Origin of the sequence: Lentilactobacillus dabitei, from assembly GCF_019061365.1 — a bacterium.
In the GTDB taxonomy this organism is placed as follows: Bacteria; Bacillota; Bacilli; order Lactobacillales; family Lactobacillaceae; genus Lentilactobacillus; species Lentilactobacillus dabitei.
Genome location: NZ_JAHPPD010000058.1, coordinates 1 through 18914, shown reverse-complemented (window position 1 = coordinate 18914; position 18914 = coordinate 1). Strand labels below are relative to the sequence as shown.

Below are 18914 nucleotides of genomic sequence, written 5' to 3'. Positions count from 1 at the left end.
GGACAGTGATGTCCCATTTATTCTGGATAAAAAAACTGGCATTGATGATTTCCATCAATACCAGAAAGTTTAGACCCAAAATAACTCAAGACAGAAGCGTTGTAATCATTGAAACTACAGCGTTTCTGTCTTTTTATTGTCCATTCATCCATCGTCGATTACAATGCAGTGAATGCCGGAACTAACAGACGCATTGAATCAAAAATCCACTACCTCTTAAGGACGCGTCATAACAATCCCCACCTCCAGTACTAGCAACACAAATTAGATAAATCGTAAAAATCCTCTCCATCAGCAGTTGGCCAACGAAGAGGATCATCAATATTAGTAAGTTAATAGTGTAAAGAAATCATAATCCTTAACTTTTTCTCTGCCCTTTAAATCGGACAATTCAATCAAGAATGCTGTCCCTACAACAATTCCGCCTAATCGTTCAACTAAACGGATGGTTGCATCAATCGTACCACCGGTAGCCAGCAAGTCATCAGTAACCAAAACCCGCTGTCCAGGCTTAATGGCATTTGTTCTAAGATACAAGGATGCTTTCCCATATTCCAAGCCATAGCTAGCCTCGATGGTTTCGCCTGGAAGCTTATTCTTCTTACGAGCTGGTGAAAAACCGACCCCAAGCTTATAGGCAACCGGGCAGCCTACGATAAAGCCCCGTGCTTCCGGTCCCACAATCATTTCAACGTTGCGTTCCTTGGCAAATTGAACAATTTGGTCCGTCGCAGCGCGATAAGCCTCTCCATCTTCAAGAAGTGGTGAGATATCTCGAAATAAGATACCAGGTTCTGGAAAGTCTGGATATGACGCAATGTACTTTGAAAAATCGATCGACATAGTAATTCTTCCTTTCATCAGCTGTCCAAACAATCCTTAATAAACTTAACCAATTTGTGCGTGTCAGACACTAGCAGTTGCTTTTCAGTCTTCAACTGTTCTTCCCTGAGACGGTAACTTGGGGCAGATTTGAGATCGTGAGCCGCGTAATGCGGGTTAAGATTGATAACTCTGTCATTTATTGTGATGAAGTCCAGCTCTAAAAAGACCTGAACCATAAATACGATTGTTCGAGCAGCAATGTGCAGATGCTCCGACAAATGCTTCAATTGAGTCGCAATATTAATATTCGGATTCTCTCTTATGAACTTAAATAGTTTAGCATAAGAATTCCGATCTGGCATCCCTATTTTTGAAACTAATTGTTTTTTATACAAATAAAGAACGGTCGTTGTTGGTCGGCAACTTTCGATAACCTTGGTAAGATCTTCAATCACGTCTGGGCAATCCACAATAAATAGCTGGCTGTCCTCCGTATCGCTCCGATTGCCATTGATCAACTGGTCATACATCACGGCTTTGGCATCACCATTGAAATAGCCCTTCAGCTGAGCCAAGTTTCTCTCGTGAAAGAAAACATAGGTCCCGCTCTCCACAAACATTTGCTCATGGAGGACCCGAGTTCGTTCGTCAATCACTGGCGCAGCTGCTTGGTTGAGATCATCCACCATCAATTGCAAGGTGGTTCGGTTGTTCCAAGTGTTTTCACCAATCTGACCTGCTACGCGCAAACTATTGGAGCCAGCTTGAATCTGGGGAGCCAACGTCCCTTTGCCAAATGCAATGGCGGTCAACTGGCTATTCCCCTGATCAAGCGTAAACTTCAGGTGATCAGAGGCTTTCCCCATCGTTTTGATATTTTGAACCTGATCATATTGAACGTCAAAGATCGGTTTAGGATTATCTTGACCAAATGGGGCCAAGACCTTTAGCTTATCAACAAACTCTGAGGTAATCCGATTTACCCCAATTTTAGCGGCAATCTCAAGCTTTGGCTTAATTGACAAGTCCAACTGCTGTTCAGCAGCTGCCTTTTCAAGCTGGTCACGTAGAGACTGAATGTTTTGTTTATTAACAGTTAAACCAACTGCAGAGTGGTGTCCACCAAAGGCAACAAGTTGGTCACGAATCGGATCAATCGCCGCGAAAAGATCAAAATTATCGATACTCCGGCCAGAACCTTTGGCGTCGTCTGATCCATCCTGGGTTGTCAACACAAGGGTTGGTCGTTGATACTTCTCAACCAACCGACTAGCGACAATGCCCAAAACGCCTTGATGCCAATTATCACCAACGACTACCAATGTTGATTTGTTAGCTACACCATCAGCTTCGACTTGGTCCACTGCCTGCTTGTAAAATTGATCCACCAATGATTTTCGGAGATCGTTTTGATGATTGGCAAATTTAGCCAGTTCAGCTGCCCGGTCCTCGTCAAAAGTGGCCAGCAGTTCAACTCCGATAGTCGCATCCTTCATTCTGCCCAAGGAGTTAAGCCGAGGCGCGATGGCAAAACCAATGTCCTGCTCATCAAAACGATCAAGTTGGATCCCCGCCGCTTTGATCAAGGCCAATAATCCTGGACGCTGGCTGTTCTTAATTGCCTGAATTCCAAATTTAACGATCGCCCGATTTTCATCAGTTAACGACACAATATCAGCCACTGTCCCAATCGAGGCAATATCAATCAAATCAGTTGGCAACTCATCCAAAAGGGCAGAGGCAATTTTCAGCGCTACGCCGGCCCCACACAAATCACCAAAGGGATAGGCTTTCCCATCCACATCCTTTATTCGCGGATGAATAATTGCGTAAGCATCTGGCAACACCTCCGGCAACGAATGATGATCCGACACGACCACGTCACAGTGCAACTCATTAGCCACCGCAATCGCGTCATTGCCAGCCACCCCATTATCAACAGTGATGATCAAGCTGGTTCCCTTGGCAATGATCTGTCGATAAGCTTCAACGTTTGGCCCATAGCCTTCTGAAAAACGGTTGGTAATATAATAATCAACGGTTGCACCCAAATCAGTTAACACTTCATACATAATCGTGGTACTGGTAATTCCATCGGCATCGTAATCACCGTAGACGGTAATCTGTTCTCCGCTCTCAACGGCCTGTTGAATTCTGGCAACCCCTTTTTTCATATCATGCATCAAATAAGGATCGTGAAAACTGGCAGTCGATGGTTTCAAAAAATTGGTTGCCTGATCTGGGGAATCAATTCCGCGCTGTAACAACAATTTGGCAATTGTCTCATCAACATTTGCTTCCTTTGCTAGCTTCCCAACAGCTTGTGGATCGTCTATCTGATTCATTTGCCAATTATACTTCGATTCAATCATTCAAACACGCTACCTTACTTTTGTGACAATTTGTCTGACAACTTCGTAATTTCATCTTCTAAGTTTGTAATCTGCTGATCTTTGGCCCCAAGTTCCTGTTTGCCATAGGAATTCTTTAGCCGCGTTTCTAGTGCTTTCAAACTCGCTTGCAGCGCTTTGATTTGATCTGTCAACTCGTCTTGTTTTTGCTGGCTCTGGCTCTCCAATTCTCGATAAGCTCGATTCTTACGGACATTCAAAATCGAGGACAACAGGAAGATAATTAACGCGCCCACTAGAACTGAAATTAAAATCAATAACACTAACGGTACCCGAATGGATGCAAAGCCAAAGTTCACATCAACCGATTCAAAATTAATTAACGCAAAAAGAGCAATTATGATAATTAAAATGATGCTCACAATTGTTGTGATTTGTTTTTTCATTGTAACTCCCCCATTCACATTGTTAATCTTTGATAAACGGAATATCCACCACATCAAAATCTTTGACAACTTTGGTATTTGGGAAGATCGTTTGGGCTTGTTTCTCTAGTTCATGAGCCATCTTTCCAGTATAACGAGCTGAGATGTGATTCAATAATAGCATCTTAGCATGTGCCTGCTTAGCAATTTGGGCGGCCTGAGTATTGGTGGAATGATAATAACTTTTGGCAAGCTTATTCTCACCCTTGCCAAAGGTACTTTCATGAACCAATGCATTGGCGTTTTGAGCTAACCTTTCAGCATTGGCCGTTTTCCTGGTGTCACCAATAATGGTCACAATGCGGCCAGGTTGTGCGCGCCCAATCATTTCTTTGCCGTCAAACGTGCGGCCGTCGTCAAGGGTCACAACTTCACCCTTTTTGAGCCGACCATACACGGGCCCCGACGGAATTCCCAATGCTGATAGCTTGTCCACCATCAATTCACCCGGATGATCATGTTCAACTACGCGATAACCAAAGCTGGTAATTCGATGTTCCAGGGGTGCTGCGTACACGGAGAACTTGTTATCTTCAAAAATAAGCCCATCGGTATCTTTAGGCAATTCATGGAAAGTAATATGATACGCCAGGCGACTTTCTGAAATTCGCAGGCTCACATTCACGTACTCCTTAATCCCCTTGGGTCCATAAATGTCCAAGGGCCCATTTCCGCCCTGAAATGATCGACTACTTAAAAAACCTGGCAATCCAAAAATATGGTCACCATGTAGATGAGTAATAAAAATTTTATCGACCTTTCGTGGCCGAATGGTCGAGCGAAGGATTTGATGCTGGGTCCCTTCACCGACGTCAAACAACCACACTGAGTTGATTTCATCTAATAATCTCAGCGCTAAACTTGAAACATTTCGAAACTTACCTGGAGATCCTGCTCCAGTACCTAAAAATTCAATCTGCATTATTTATCGTTTCCTTAATTTTTAAAATCGATTGGTTGAAGTGAGAGACAAGTCAGGTCGTGAATCCCCAAAGACCATCTTTCAAAGCGAAAATCAAAACTTCTCCCAATGGCAGCCTGCACGCCAATTATGACCTGCTCGAACCCGCTCACTCTTTAAAATCACTTTTCAATTGTATCATAAATCGGGTAAAATACTAATCAGGAAGGCAGGAAGAAACCGTGAACTTAGATGAATTCTACCGTGCCAGCAGCACGCTCAACCCCAAGCTGATTCTTTTAATCGCCAAGGGGCAACATTACGAACCAATCAAACAATTAACAATTGACAAGAATTCCTTATTACTTGACACAAATGACCCATCTCACCTAGGATTTGCTACAATAACATTAGATCAATTTATCACGAGAACGAGCCATTTGGATTCAAAAATGGATTTAAGAACGTTAGATAACCATCAATTGGTATTTGGGTTTAGAATTGTCAACAAATCAATTGTTTTCTATTAGAGGTATTGAATATGAAAAAACAGCGATTTATTCTAATTTTATCTGCAGTCTTAGCCGTTGGTCTTGCTGGCTGCAGCAGTCAGAATCATAAAAATCAATCAAATCAAAAGGCTGCATTGAGTGCCAATATGCAAAATAGCAGTTCAACTGCTTCTTCAACCAAAAAAGCCCATGCAACTAAAAGTCTCAGTGATTATCAGTACAAGGTGCCTAAAAAAGTCGCTGATAGCAAAAATTACGTTAAAGACGGTAACTTAACCAGTCCCAGTCAGTTTTCCTACGATCGTTTTGGAACCGAACAAACGTTGACCAAGATTGCAACAAATGCCGCTGTGCTCTCGGCAGGCAATGTGAGTTATAAAGTCAATAAAGTGAGAGTCTTGAAGAATACGGCCAAAACCTCAGAAGCGAAAACGGCTGCTGAACAGGTATTAAACATCAGCAATATTCCTGACACTTACTTCACGTTTGTGCTCAATTACACGGTTACTAATAAACACAACACCACGATTGCCCTGAATGGGGTTCAATCAGTCAAAACAGACGCCGGTCAAACCATGACAACTGCTGATCAATTGTCAGATTCTTCGGCTGGTAACAAAATTCCAGCCAATGAGTCTGCAACCTTCGTCATGAACGGCTACCTGTATGACTATCAATCAAAGCCGGCCAAGAAACTGTTTATTAATTTTGGCTCACTATTTGATACACATGGTAAAAAGATTTCAGATAGTCCAAATCGCAAGCTCATTGTCAAACTGGATTAGTTCAATAACTTTGGCTTTAAATAAGGTGACTGACTGCAGCTGATTAAATCTTGGGAGTCAATCCTTTTTAGTTGTTGAGATCTAATTGGCTTTTAGTCTAATGGGAATCCTTTTGACATTCATCGGTCATTTTCACCTTACCAACCAAAAATGAGGTTGGAACGCTACATCATTGCTCCTCACTTGTTAGAATTTTCAATCCTAATATCGATCAATCGTGTTTCCTATAATCGTTTCCAAAATATAAGCCAATCCTTCAAACATTCAAAGCCTGAATGTCTGGATGATTGGCTTATTCTGAAACTGATGGGATTATTTCCCACTCTGCTATTTAATACTCAAATGTTGACTCATTTCCTGAGCAACTAATCTCGTATAGTGAACATTTCCGCGCGGATTTGGATGGACATTATCGCTCCAGAACCAATCATTGCGGTTATAACTATACTTATGCCAGTTAATCACGTAGAAATTGGCATACTTCTTGGAAGCTCCTTGGATCGTCCGGTTCACTTCTGTTTCCCAATTTCTGGTTGGCACGTGACAATTGACCCAGAAGATCTTGTGACCTTTACCAATCGCCTTCACGACACTATCAATTTGGGCTGGTGTCATTGGCGAATTGGTCCCCAAGTTTACCAATACATTCGGTGCTAACTCGCCTTTCTTCTTAAGGGCCTTCAAAACATCCCCAGCCTGCCAAATCTGGCGACCAACTGCCGCCGAAACGTAAGCTTGATGGAATACTGTCTGCAAGTCCTTACTGTTATCAGCCATGATTGAATCACCAATTGCAGTGAGCGGTTGTTGATGAACGGTTAAATACTCCCGTTTTGTTAACCCATATTTCTTAGCAGTTCGATACTGAGTTGGCGTTAACTTTTTCTTGAGAAGCTTCTTCATTCGTTTCTTATTATCAGCAACTTTCTTGGCCTGCTTCTGTTTTGCCAAGGCTTTTTTATTATGGACACTTGCGCTGCTCTGATTTTGCAGAATATTTTCTTGCAAGACATTCTTGGCATCTTTAGTCGGCGCAATTGCACTCCCATAGACTGAGATGCCAATCAGGATAAGGGCTGGAATCAGCCATAATCGTTTCAACCCATAAGTAGAATCTCGCTGGAAAAATTCATAAATCGATCTGCCCAAATTCCGATAACGGTAATGACGCAGTGGCGCTTCAATGTAACGGTACGACAATTCACTGATAATCATGATTAAAACAATCTCAATGGTCGCATGCATCAAAGGATGGGCCGCGATGTCGTTAACCCGCATTTCGTAAAAAATCATTACTGGAAATTGATAAAGATAAATGCCATAGCTTCTAGTCCCAATCCATGAAAATACCGGATTAGTCAGCCAACGGTTAACGTCTGACCCCGGATGGGCACAGGCAGCTATCAAAGCCGTTGAGGCAATTGCCATCAGGAACATTCCACCGCGATAGGTGAACGTATTCTGGCCAGCCAACTCAAAATACAGGTAAACCATTACTGTAAACGCAACGATCCCGATGATGTTCAGCGTCCAACGCGATCGCGAATTGACGTTCTTTCGTAAGTGAGTCGACGGCCAAACAACAGCGAGCATGGCACCAAAAATAATTGTGAACATCCGGGTGTCAGTTCCGTAATAGACCCGATTTAAAGTATTGGGCCCAGTGTAGAGAACCCCCATTAGTACAGCCGAAAAAACAGCAAAGCCAAATAAGACCCACGCAATCGTTCGGCGTTTTCTGATAATGAGCACCAACGCAATTAATATGAGCGGCCAAATCAAATAATATTGACCCTCGATTGATAGTGACCATAAGTGGGTAAATGGTGATTCACCATTAAACCTGTCAAAATAGCTTTGTCCATGACCAACTTCCCACCAGTTATATAAATAAAGCATGTTGGTTGTAATAATTGAACGTAAATTAGTTAGTAATGACCGTTGAAAAAGAGTTATGTATGTGCCGGTTCCCACCAGCATAAATACAAGCGCGGGGTACAAACGTTTTAGACGCCTTGCATAAAATCCCCAAAAATCAATCCTGCCATTCTGTTCCCATTCTTGGAGCAACAAGTCCGTGATTAAATACCCAGAGACAACAAAAAAGATTGGCACCCCTAGATAACCACCTTGCATCTTGTATGGCAAGAGATGGTAAATGATAACTCCCACAACGGCTAATGCCCGGATTCCATCAAATCCGGAAATGTAGCGGCTGTTTTTAAGCCTTTTTCCCTTTTTTTGTGTTTGCGCTTGTTGCATCGAAATCTTCCCTGTCTTGTCTTTGATTAAATGATTATTCAACGTAGGTAAACGAGAAGCCTAGAATGCTAACGGTGTCGCCATCTTTAGCCCCAGCTTTTCGCAATGCATCATCAATTCCCATACCGTGCATCTGACGGGCAAATCTCAACATGCTTTGGTCATGAGCGGTATCTGTCATCTTAAACAGCTTCTCAATTTTATCACCGCTGATGACCCATGATTCGGATTCTTTATCATAAGAAATATTAAAGTCACTGGATTGATCGGCTTTGTAATCATATTCCTTAGTAGCATCAACTGGTTGATCCAAGTCTGCAGCATTCGACTGATCCAATAAATCAGCAGTCTTCCTGATTAGCTCAGTCAATCCGGTATGGGTAACCGAAGAAATTGGTAACACCTCGGGAATCTGATCATGATCAGACGAGCTTTCCGCCAACTTTTGCTTAAAATCAACCAAATTCTCTTGAGAATCAGGCAAATCCATCTTGGTTGCGACGACAATCTGCGGTCGTTTTAAAATCTTAGGATCATACTGGGTCAACTCTTTGTTAATCGCAACAAAATCCTCATAGGGATCTCTGCCTTCGACACCAGACATATCAACCAAATGAAGGATTACCCGCGTCCGCTCAACATGGCGGAGAAATTGGAAACCAAGGCCAACGCCATTTGAAGCCCCTTCGACTAGTCCAGGCAAATCGGCAACCGCAAAGTCCCGTCCATCATCTAAACGAACCATCCCCAAATTAGGCACCAAGGTTGTGAAATGATAGCCGGCAATCTTGGGCTTGGCAGAGGTAATCACTGACAATAACGTTGACTTCCCTGCCGATGGAAAACCAACCAAACCAACATCAGCAAGAACTTTTAGTTCAAGCTGCAGTGGAACCTCTTCACCTGGTTCACCATTCTCAGCGATTTCAGGGGCTGGATTAGTTGGGCTGGCGAAATGAATATTCCCGCGCCCACCACGACCAGCTTTAGCAACGATGAGTTCTTGACCGGGCTTAGTCAAATCACCAATGACTTGTCCAGTTTCCGCGTTAGTGACAGTTGTCCCCTCTGGAACTGGAATCACTAAATCATCGGCACTTCGACCAGTCATCGATTTATTGGCACCACCGCCGCCATTCTTAGCCTTAAACTTTCGGTGGTACCGGAAGTCCATCAGGGTGTTCATTCCTGAATCCACTTTAAAAACAACGTTTCCGCCACGGCCACCATCACCGCCGGCTGGACCGCCATTTGGAACATACTTTTCACGTCGGAAGGCGACCATCCCATTGCCACCGTTTCCGGCCTTAACATCTACTTTAACTTGATCAACAAACATGTTTTCACCACTTAATTTAACCTTTACAATTCGAATTACCATTTAGATACTTATGCAGTATACCGACTTTAACGTGCTAGGTCAAAGGTATCTGGAAAACTGAATCAATTATTATTAATTAATGCGTTAATTTTTTATCTTGGTAATTAGTGACTTTGCGTTCTTCCTCAATTTTACTCAATGAAAACTTGATAGTTTGCGCTGTGGTTTCTGATATTCCCAACGACCGAATATCATCAAGTGATGCCGCAGAAATTCGTTTGAGCGATCCAAATTTTCGTAGAAGCTTGTTGCGTGTCTTTGGCCCGACACCAGCAATTGCATCCAATCGAGAACTCAGTGAATTCTTGGTATGCACTTTTCGATGGTAAGTAATCGCAAACCTGTGAACTTCATCTTGGATTCGTTGAAGCAAGTAGAACCCCTGACTCTTTGGATCCAACTTCAATGGGGTATCAGCATCACCGAACAGTAAATCTGCCGTTTGGTGATGCTCATTCTTAACCATTCCGCCAACGGGAATGTGCAGATCCAGCTCATTGACCAGCACATCTTTGACCGCATTCATCTGAATGGTTCCGCCATCCATCAAAATAAGGTCAGGCATCTCGGCGTGTTCTTTCAATAATCTTGAATATCGACGCCGAATAACTTCTTTCGTGCTGGCCGCTTCGTCAGCATGATCCACTGTTTTTAGTTTATATTTCCGATACAGATTCTTATTTGGTTGACCATCCACAAAAACGACCATTGCAGAAACCAGATCTGCTCCTTGAATATGGGAATGATCAAACGCCTCAATCTTGTGACCAGGTGCGATTCCCATGGCATCGGTGAGTTCCTTCATAGCACCAGTGGTCTTACTCTCATCCAGCTCTAACAAGCGGAACTTCTCCTCTAAGACCAACTGGGCATTCTTCCCCGCCATCTCAAGCAAATCGCGTTTCTGGCCTCGCTGTGGCGTCCTGACTGGCACATCTTCGACAACGTGACTAATCACATCAGCTGGCAATGATTTAGGCACCAGAATCTCCTTGGGCAGAATTTGATTCTTCTGTTTGTAAAATTGAGAAATAAAACTAACCATTTCCTCTTCAGGATCATCAATAATTGGAAACAATCGTTTTTCTCGTTTCATCAATCGAGACTGACGAATGAAGAATACCTGAATCGACAACCACCCCTTGTCCATATAGTAATTGAAGATATCGCGGGGCGTATTGTCGTTTGAAATGATCTTTTGTTTCTCAACCGTGATTTCAATGTATTTAATCAAGTCGCGAATTTCAGCAGCCCGCTCGTACTCCATGTTATCAGCCGCTTTCTCCATCCTTGCGGTTAACATTTGTTTTGCATGCGCAACGTTACCATTCAAAAACGACTTGATCCGTTTAATTTGCTTGGCATATTTCTCTTCAGGGACAACTTTAAAACAAGCACCCAAACATTGCCCCATATGATAGTAGAGACAGGGACGATTTTGAAAGCCATTACATCTTCGCAATGGGTAAACCTTCTGCAAAAAATTAACCGTCTCTTCAGCTGCATATACATTGGGATATGGGCCAAAATAATAGCCGCCGTCCTTGAGCAAGGAGTTGACAATTTTAATTTGCGGATCGCGTTCATTGGTAATCTTAATGTAGGGGTACCCATTATTCCCCTGTTTTAATTTAATGTTGAAGTACGGCCGATGCTTCTGAATCAAGGTGATTTCAAGCAAAAATGCCTCTTTGTCACTCGAAACAATAATATATTCAAAGTCAGCGATTTCTGACACTAACCGGGCAGTTTTCCCTTCATGGCTGCTCTTAAAATACGAGCGAACCCGGTTCTTGAGGTTTTTGGCTTTGCCGACATAAATAATCTTGCCATTAATGTCCTTCATCAGATAACATCCCGGCAAGTCCGGCAACAGTGACAATTTATGTTCCAAATATTCACTCGCCACAAAGTTCACCCCTTTCAAAATATTCACCCTAAAATTATAACTCGAATATATGTTCTGTTCAATGAAAGCAGCTTTTTGATGAAAATAGTTGTATATGACAATGATTGATTAAAGGGCACCGCCGCCACTTGGTTAAAGTTGTTCCGCTAAGCTGTCGCTTAATATATAACAGCTTCCACGTGAAAATCTAAAACCATGATTTTCCTTGCTTGTTACATAGTGGAAACGTGCTCAAAAGCAACTGACGCTAACTGTCTAAGAGGCCCTCAACTAAAAGCAAAACCATGCTTTCGTTCCCTACCACATTGTTGAAACGTGCCTCGACCAGCTGTCGCTTAATATATAAGAGCTTCAACCTGGAAATCTAAAACCATGATTTCCAGGTTCCCTGCTACATAGTTGAAACGTGCTCAAAGCAACTGACGCTAACTGTCTAAGAGCCCTTCACCTAAAAGCAAAAACCATGCTTTTAGGTGAAGGGCTCTTAGACAACCGCGTCAAACCGTTGCTTTTCGCACTCTACACATTTTGAATAATCTTTCCTATAAAATCCTTTGCCCGTTCATTCTGTGGGTTATCAAACAATTCTTCAGGCTTACCTTTTTCCAAGATGTAGCCATCCGCCATGAACCAAACTTCATCGGCTACTTCCTTGGCGAATCCCATTTCGTGGGTTACGACAACCATCGTCATCCCTTCGTTAGCCAGCTTTTGCATGACTTCCAATACTTCACCGACCATTTCCGGGTCCAATGCACTGGTTGGCTCATCAAATAACATGACTTCTGGGTTCATTGCCAAAGCCCTGGCAATTGCCACCCTTTGTTGTTGACCACCTGACAGGCTGCTTGGATAGACATGAGCTTTCTCTTCCAAACCAACTAGTCCCAATAAATGCATAGCCGTTTTCTCAGCTTCTTCATCTGATAGATGCTTCACTCGAACTGGGGCTAACTTCAAGTTTTCTAAAACCGTCATATTCGGAAATAAGTTGAAGCTTTGGAACACCATGCCCATCCGTTCACGGAGGTTAACCAGATGCTTATCATCAACGTGAGTTAAATCAGTGCCTTCAAAATTAACCTCACCGCTTGTCGGCTTTTCAAGCAAGTTCAAGCAGCGCAAGAATGTGCTTTTACCAGCCCCGGAAGGACCAATCACACAAATTACCTGTCCGGATTTAACGGTGCCGTCGATGTCTTTTAGCACATCCGTTTGTCCAAATTTTTTGCTAAGATGGTTTACCTCAAGAATTTTTTTATCCTGCATGTTTCATCTTCCCTTCGTAATGGTTCAGCAATCTCGTCAACGCAAACGTCATGATGAAGTATAAGACCATCGCAACGAAAATCGGGATTACGCCTCGATACGTATCAGCACGGACGATATTCAACTGGTAAATCAAATCGGTAACCCCAATGATAGAAACAATTGAACTTTCCTTGATCAATGAAATAAATTCGTTGCCAAGTGCTGGCCAGATATTCTTAAACGCTTGCGGCAAAATAACAAACCGCATCATATCGCTCTTAGAGAGCCCTAAGCTTTCAGCAGCTTCCGTTTGGCCCTTGGCAACTGAATTAATACCCCCACGGATAATTTCAGCAACGTACGCCCCACTATTCAGTGAAACGGCAATCATCCCTGAAATGAGCGCTGGAATATTGACAACCACCCCAATTCCAAAGTAAACGAACATGACTTGAACCATCAAAGGCGTTCCTCGGATAAATTCGGTGTAACTAATTGCCAAGCCGCGAATCCACTTTTGCTTGCTGAAACGCATGAGTGCTAAGATAACCCCGATCAAAACTCCGAAGAATGTGGCAACAATCGAAATCAGGATTGTGAACTCAACCCCTTTGGCAAAGTAAGTCCAATAATGCCACATTGACGTATTAACTGTGTTAACCTTCATGTACTTACCAGCACTAGCAAGGTATTGATCGGTCAAATGCTGCTGCTTAATCTGATCGACACTCTTATTAACTGCGTTGACCAAGCTGTTGGAACCTTTCTTAAAAGCAATGGCGGCTCCAACTTCGTTTTTATTCAAATGATAACCAGAAGGAATCATCTTCAAGCTTGGGTCATTCTTAACGTAAGCTTCAGCACTTGGCTTTTCAATTCCTAATGCATCAATTTTGTGGGTCTTTAATGCTAAAACCAAATCAGTTGATTTATCCATCCCTTTAACGGTTGAATTAGGGATTTTCTTTTTCGCTAATCCATACTGTAAAGTTCCGGTTTGCGCACCAATTGTCGCCCCTTTTAAATTCTTAACACTCTTATATTTGTTAACATCACTTGAATTGATCAAGAAGCTTTGACCACCTGAGTAATAAATTTTGGAGAAGTCAACACTTTGGCGCCGGGTCGCCGTTGGATTAATGCCGCCAATTGCCATATCGGCCTTACCCGTTTGAATGGCAACCAGCAAAGAATCGAAATTCATACTTTTGATCACCAATTTAACGTGGAGATCTTTGGCAACCTTCTTCGCCACATCAATATCCATCCCGACAATTCGACTCTTACCACCTTTATTCACTTGAAACTCATAAGGTGGGTAATCCGGACTGGTAACCATAATCAGCTCGCCTCGCTGCTTAACCCGTTGCAACGAGTTATCCGCTGCTGATGCACTGCTTGCTTGCCATGCAGTAAAAGTAAACAACGCAGTGATCATCATAATGACTTGAATAATTGCCTTAACGCTCTTCTTCATTAATTTTCCTTCTCTCAAAAAGTGAGCAGAGCAAAGTGCATAGGGATCGGAGCGTAGGCCTCCTTGAGCGGAAATTCCCGAGTTTGGAATTTTTGATCGAGGTGCTTAAGTGTAGATCCCTGCTTTGCGCCGCTGTCCTAATTTATAATAACAACAAGGTTACACCAATTTCTTTGTTTATGCAATATAAAATTGAAATTAGTCATTTTTATACATATCTCATTCAAAATGATCAAGGATGTCCAATTTGCAGTTGGAACGCATGACATTGCCTGGAAATTTTGCTATTATAATGTGGTAACAGGAATAAGGAGATGAACTCAATGTCACTTAAAGTCAATCGACAAAACGACTTAGACGCAATGTTCGGTAAGTTCGCTGAAATGGATCCAAACGATAATAAACGTGACAAGTTCTTAGGCCATGACAAAAAGGATAAGGACAAGAAAAAGAAAAATGAAAAACGACCAGATAAGAAGTAATCTGGTCGCTTAAAGATGATGCGATGTATCCCATGCCGAAATGGTGTGGGCTTTTTTGTGTCTAAAAAAGCCGGAAACTATTCACAACTGTTTCCGGCCATTCGCGCTAATGATTCTGATTAAATTCCCAATATCTACGCAGTCCTGTCTCCAAATCAAACTTTGGTTCAAATCCCAAACCCTGTAACTTGCTGATATCTGCTTCTGACCGTTTAATATCACCTAAGCGTTGTTCAGCAAATTCAATTTTTAGTTTATCGCCCGAAATTTTCTCAAAAATCCGAATGGTTTCTATTAATGAAACAGAACGACCCGTTGCCACGTTGTACACTTGACCATTTGAGTCTGGGGTATCGGCAATTAGTTGTAATGCCGAAACAACATCGCCTACATAGACAAAATCTCGTGACTGGGTCCCATCCCCAAATAGCGTAAATAGCTGACCGTCTTGCAACCGCTGAGTAATCAACGACAATACGCCTGAGTATGGCGAACTAGGATTTTGCCTGGGCCCATACACGTTAAAGAACCTCGTGGCTGCCGTGTTTAGTCCGTACAATCTGCCATAATCAATCACAAACCGCTCAGAAGCGAATTTGTCAATGGCGTATGGTGATAACGGCACAATTCGTGAGTGCTCACTTTTGGGTTGCTCTGGATCATCGCCATAAACCGCCGCGGAAGATGTGAAGATAACCTTTTTGGGTCGTAATTGATTTCTCCTCAAGGTCTCCATAATCCATAAATTGGCATCTTGATTAATTTGGTGAGTCACTTCAGGTCGTTCAATTGTATCAGCAACACTGGCAACAGCGGCTAAAAGATAAATATAATCAAATTGATGTTTCATCAATAATTCATCCATGAACTTCCGGTCGATAATCGACTTTTGATCGAAGGTCAGCTGATCAGATTCAGGTAGGTTCGATAACCGTCCCATCGACAAATCATCGACCACGGTTACGGTATTACCCTTCTCAATCAAGTCACGCACTAAAGTTGAGCCAATAAATCCAGCTCCCCCGGTCACTAAAATATTATCAGCCAAACATTTCACACTTCTCTCTACTTGATGACTGCTTGTTGCCAGTCCTTGGCAACCTCGGCGTTGCTGAACTTCTCAGCGGTCTTCTTAGCATTCTCAGAATATTCAGCCATTCGATCGTGGTCTCGCAGTAAAGCGACAATTCCTTCGGCCATTTCTTTAGTTTCTCCATCTTTGAATAGGAGCCCATTCCAACCATCCCGGATGATTTCACTTGGCCCATAGGCAATATTAAAGGCAACCAGTGGTAAACCGTAGCTGGCAGCTTCTGTCAAAGCCAAAGGCTCAATATCAACCGGAGTTGGGGTGATAAATAGCTTAGAGGCGGAATAAGCGTCGGCCAAATCAATCTGGTAACCTTTAAATTCAACCACGTCATCAATCCCAAGGTCTTTAGCCTTTTGCTTGGCATCCTTTTCAGCTGGCCCATAACCATAAACCAAAAATTTCATGTCACTTTCATGATTATGAATTTCTTTGAAGGTCTCAATCATTCGAATAATGCCTTTATCATTACCAAGCCGCCCAACGAAAATGATCTGGTTCTGCTTGTCGGTAGTGGGCTTTTGAACGCCGTCAACCGTTGCAGCTGGTAATGCTAATACAGGAATGTCCGCCCCAATTTTCTTCTTGATATGTTCGGTCACATCTTCCTGTTGCTCCTTAGTGGCCACGATGATTCCACTCAACTTTTCAATATTATTTTTATCGAATGCGTAGGTATAAATGTCATTCAGTTGTCCCAACGCCAGCGAATACTTCTGGTCAGTTTGGATCATTGGCATGAAGATGTACTCACGTGAACGACTATTGATATTCATCACCAGCTTGTATGTCGTCAACGGACGATCGGCGATGAAGGTATTTTGTCCGGGTGTCTCACTCTTATCAAGCTCATTCAAGAAAAATGCATAAAGCTCGTCAATGTTGCCGAAGAAATAATCCTGACCTTTGTAATTAACCAGCTTGATAAACGTCATGTCAGCTTGAGTTGTACCCTCACCACCATATGACGCCTCGATGACAACGTTGCCGTCGACATCCAAATATTCGTCACGAATGACTTTGCGATCAGCATCATAATACTTAACGGACGATTTAAATCCGCGCCAATCCCACATTTCTGCCTTGATAAAATTTTGATACTTATCAAAATATTCTCGGGTATCAAGTTGGCCAAACGTCCCACCCATAAAGATAACCCGGTTATTCAGTAGGTTGGCTCGATATACCTTACTAATGGAAGGATCTGGATCAATCTCGTAGGTTGGATTGATATGAGCATCCTTAATCAAGGCCTTTTTTGTTTCGCGATTAACGGCCCCTTGAAAGAAGTCAAACATGTTGATGACATCATCGGACTTCAACCCAAACTTTTCCATTATCCGATGCAGTTGAGGAGCATATTCACGAGTCACTAATTTGGCCGGAACCCCCATGCTCTTAAACAAACTAAGCCGTTTAAATTCAGCGTGTTCAATTCCCGAGTTCATTGGGTATAAATATTCGTTTACAAAGTAATACATTGCTTATTGGCCCTCCTTAACTGTTTCAAAGTATTTCTGAGCATCTGTATCCATAATCAACCATTGTTTCCAGACATTATCCTCAGAATACTTATGACGGGATTCGTAAGCTTGGTCGCTAAATTGTTCACGCAACTGATCATTACTCATTAACTTAATAATTGCCTCGGCCATTGCATCGATGTCGCCAGGCTTAACGAGTAGCCCGTCCTTGCCATCATTAATGATGTCTCGAGGACCATAATTAATATCATAGGAAACAAGTGGTACCCCGTGCGACTGGGCTTCAATTAACGATAATGGCAAACCTTCAGCTGTACTGGTTAGAATTGAAAGCTGAGCATTGTCATATACGGCACTAATATTTTGAGTGTAGCCTTTGAACGAAACAACTTTCTTTAAATTGAGATCATTAACCAACTTTTTGGCATTATCCCCAGACTTGTCATTTGCATAGCCATAAATATCCAGGGTTACTCCCGGCACTTTTTTGACCACTTGAGCCACTGCTTTGATAGCATGGTCAATTCGCTTTTCATGTGAAAGCCGCGCAATCATAACAATTTTGCCTTTTTCTCGCTTGCTAAAATCTTGTTTTGGCTTGCGCATCAATTCATCTGGAACAACACCAACAGGAATGACATACGTCCTCGGCTTGTCACCGAAGCACCGCTCAACATTGTGAGCTTGAGTAGCAGTCGGCGCAATCATCCCTTGCCACTTAGTGAAATTATTTAAAGCATACTCATAGTTATAGTTGAGACCAGAGTGTTGAGTTTCCACGGGATCGTTCGTATGGTTACTGTGAAGCTGCATCGTCTTGAACGCTCTCTCATGCATCTGTAAAATCGGCCAGGATAATTCCAAGCTGGCATCACTTACAAAGATGTCATTCACACCATGCTCATGATCTCGCTTAACTAACTCGTCCAAGAAGAACCGAACCATGTTTTTGAAGCCGTCAAATTCCCAGTCATTACCATTAAATCCTTGAATCCGGTAAAGGCTGTTATCAATTGCATCATACTGCTTACCAAAATGGAAGGTTTCGTAAAACATACAACCTTTATCGTTAAATACTCGTTCAGCACGAACTTTTCCTTGGCGATCATATAATTGTTGCAAAGATCGATAACCCCGAGGATCCCACCAGTCAACTTCAATCACCCGTTTAAGCGAGTCATAATAAGTCACCGCATCAATATTATTGGAGTTATCGGTTCGCATACTAATTTGCATTAGTCGCTGTTTGTCACGATAAACGTCATAATGACCATTATCAGTTTTTTGGACATCAAAATTATCTGGTAGGCCCAAATCTTTGATACCAAAATCCTTGGATTCAACATTTTCTGTTCCTCCAAAGAAATCAAACATATTAATGGCGTGCTTATTATCAACTCCAGCATGTCGTAAAGCTGGAACCACTGAACGGTCAAAATTAGTAGTTAAGATTTTGACCGGCATACCATGTTTTTTGAAAAGATCGAATCGCTTCATTTGGGCGTGACCAACTCCTGATTGTTGCATGGTAACCGTCGTATTAATGAAATAGTACATAAATTTATTTCCCTCCATTATTTTAAATTATGTATGAAAACAGACGAGACTGAGGTGTACCCCAAAAGTTAAAGTAAATATTTGGATGTAAGCTGATTCCTGAGACAACTTTTAAGAGAGCGTATAATGAATAAATCGTCTCTCAAAAGGAAGGAATTTTTA

At 42.3% G+C, this 18914-nt stretch carries 15 protein-coding genes; 3 read left to right on the top strand and 12 right to left on the bottom strand.

What is annotated here, in order from left to right; all coding sequences use genetic code 11:
* Nucleotides 1-324: 324 nt before the first annotated feature.
* From KTE19_RS09415 to rnz, 4 genes are read right to left on the bottom strand one after another with little or no spacing between them, the layout of a single operon-like run.
* Complete coding sequence (locus KTE19_RS09415; RefSeq protein WP_054748870.1) at nucleotides 325-843, bottom strand: adenine phosphoribosyltransferase; 519 nt, start codon at nucleotides 841-843, stop codon at nucleotides 325-327.
* 17 nt (nucleotides 844-860) lie between these two features.
* On the bottom strand, nucleotides 861-3197 hold the full coding sequence (gene recJ / locus KTE19_RS09410) for a single-stranded-DNA-specific exonuclease RecJ (protein WP_217342147.1): 2337 nt from the start codon (nucleotides 3195-3197) through the stop codon (nucleotides 861-863).
* A 14-nt stretch (nucleotides 3198-3211) separates the two neighbouring features.
* The gene (locus tag KTE19_RS09405; protein ID WP_217342146.1) at nucleotides 3212-3622 is read right to left on the bottom strand and encodes a lipopolysaccharide assembly protein LapA domain-containing protein; all 411 of its coding nucleotides are present in this window, start codon (nucleotides 3620-3622) and stop codon (nucleotides 3212-3214) included.
* A 22-nt stretch (nucleotides 3623-3644) separates the two neighbouring features.
* Complete coding sequence (gene rnz, locus KTE19_RS09400) at nucleotides 3645-4583, bottom strand: ribonuclease Z (protein ID WP_217342145.1); 939 nt, start codon at nucleotides 4581-4583, stop codon at nucleotides 3645-3647.
* Nucleotides 4584-4804: 221 nt separating this feature from the next.
* Here rnz and KTE19_RS09395 point away from each other — a divergent pair, with 221 nt between their 5' ends.
* Both KTE19_RS09395 and KTE19_RS09390 read left to right on the top strand, forming a co-directional pair.
* Nucleotides 4805-5092: a hypothetical protein gene (locus KTE19_RS09395; protein ID WP_217164741.1), complete on the top strand. Its 288-nt coding sequence runs from the start codon at nucleotides 4805-4807 to the stop codon at nucleotides 5090-5092.
* 11 nt (nucleotides 5093-5103) lie between these two features.
* Nucleotides 5104-5859, top strand: coding sequence for a hypothetical protein (locus KTE19_RS09390; protein WP_217342144.1), 756 nt, complete (start codon nucleotides 5104-5106; stop codon nucleotides 5857-5859).
* 327 nt (nucleotides 5860-6186) lie between these two features.
* Here KTE19_RS09390 and KTE19_RS09385 read toward each other — a convergent pair whose 3' ends face one another.
* The 5 genes from KTE19_RS09385 to KTE19_RS09365 form a co-directional block, all read right to left on the bottom strand.
* Entirely contained in the window at nucleotides 6187-8121 is a 1935-nt protein-coding gene (locus KTE19_RS09385) for an acyltransferase family protein (RefSeq protein ID WP_217342143.1), read from the bottom strand.
* Nucleotides 8122-8155: 34 nt separating this feature from the next.
* Nucleotides 8156-9460: a GTPase ObgE gene (gene obgE, locus KTE19_RS09380; RefSeq protein ID WP_217342150.1), complete on the bottom strand. Its 1305-nt coding sequence runs from the start codon at nucleotides 9458-9460 to the stop codon at nucleotides 8156-8158.
* Between the two features lie 118 nt (nucleotides 9461-9578).
* Nucleotides 9579-11411 carry an excinuclease ABC subunit UvrC gene (gene uvrC, locus KTE19_RS09375; RefSeq protein ID WP_217164748.1) on the bottom strand — a complete coding sequence of 611 codons (1833 nt, stop codon included), beginning with the start codon at nucleotides 11409-11411 and terminating at the stop codon, nucleotides 9579-9581.
* 519 nt (nucleotides 11412-11930) lie between these two features.
* Complete coding sequence (locus tag KTE19_RS09370) at nucleotides 11931-12680, bottom strand: amino acid ABC transporter ATP-binding protein (RefSeq protein ID WP_249778631.1); 750 nt, start codon at nucleotides 12678-12680, stop codon at nucleotides 11931-11933.
* Nucleotides 12670-14139, bottom strand: coding sequence for an ABC transporter substrate-binding protein/permease (locus tag KTE19_RS09365; protein WP_217164750.1), 1470 nt, complete (start codon nucleotides 14137-14139; stop codon nucleotides 12670-12672). Before KTE19_RS09365 ends, KTE19_RS09370 begins: the two co-directional genes overlap by 11 nt.
* A 323-nt stretch (nucleotides 14140-14462) precedes the next feature.
* On the opposite strand from KTE19_RS09365, the gene KTE19_RS09360 reads away from it, so the two are divergent.
* On the top strand, nucleotides 14463-14621 hold the full coding sequence (locus KTE19_RS09360) for an SPJ_0845 family protein (RefSeq protein ID WP_164480504.1): 159 nt from the start codon (nucleotides 14463-14465) through the stop codon (nucleotides 14619-14621).
* A gap of 106 nt (nucleotides 14622-14727) precedes the next feature.
* Here the strand turns inward: KTE19_RS09360 and KTE19_RS09355 are convergent, their stop codons facing one another.
* From KTE19_RS09355 to KTE19_RS09345, 3 genes are read right to left on the bottom strand one after another with little or no spacing between them, the layout of a single operon-like run.
* Nucleotides 14728-15678, bottom strand: coding sequence for an NAD-dependent epimerase/dehydratase family protein (locus tag KTE19_RS09355; RefSeq protein WP_217342142.1), 951 nt, complete (start codon nucleotides 15676-15678; stop codon nucleotides 14728-14730).
* Between the two features lie 8 nt (nucleotides 15679-15686).
* A complete protein-coding gene (gene asp1 / locus KTE19_RS09350; RefSeq protein WP_249778629.1) occupies nucleotides 15687-17192 on the bottom strand; it encodes an accessory Sec system glycosyltransferase Asp1 in 1506 nt (501 codons plus the stop codon).
* Between the two features lie 3 nt (nucleotides 17193-17195).
* Nucleotides 17196-18752: a glycosyltransferase gene (locus KTE19_RS09345; protein WP_217342141.1), complete on the bottom strand. Its 1557-nt coding sequence runs from the start codon at nucleotides 18750-18752 to the stop codon at nucleotides 17196-17198.
* Nucleotides 18753-18914: the final 162 nt, after the last annotated feature.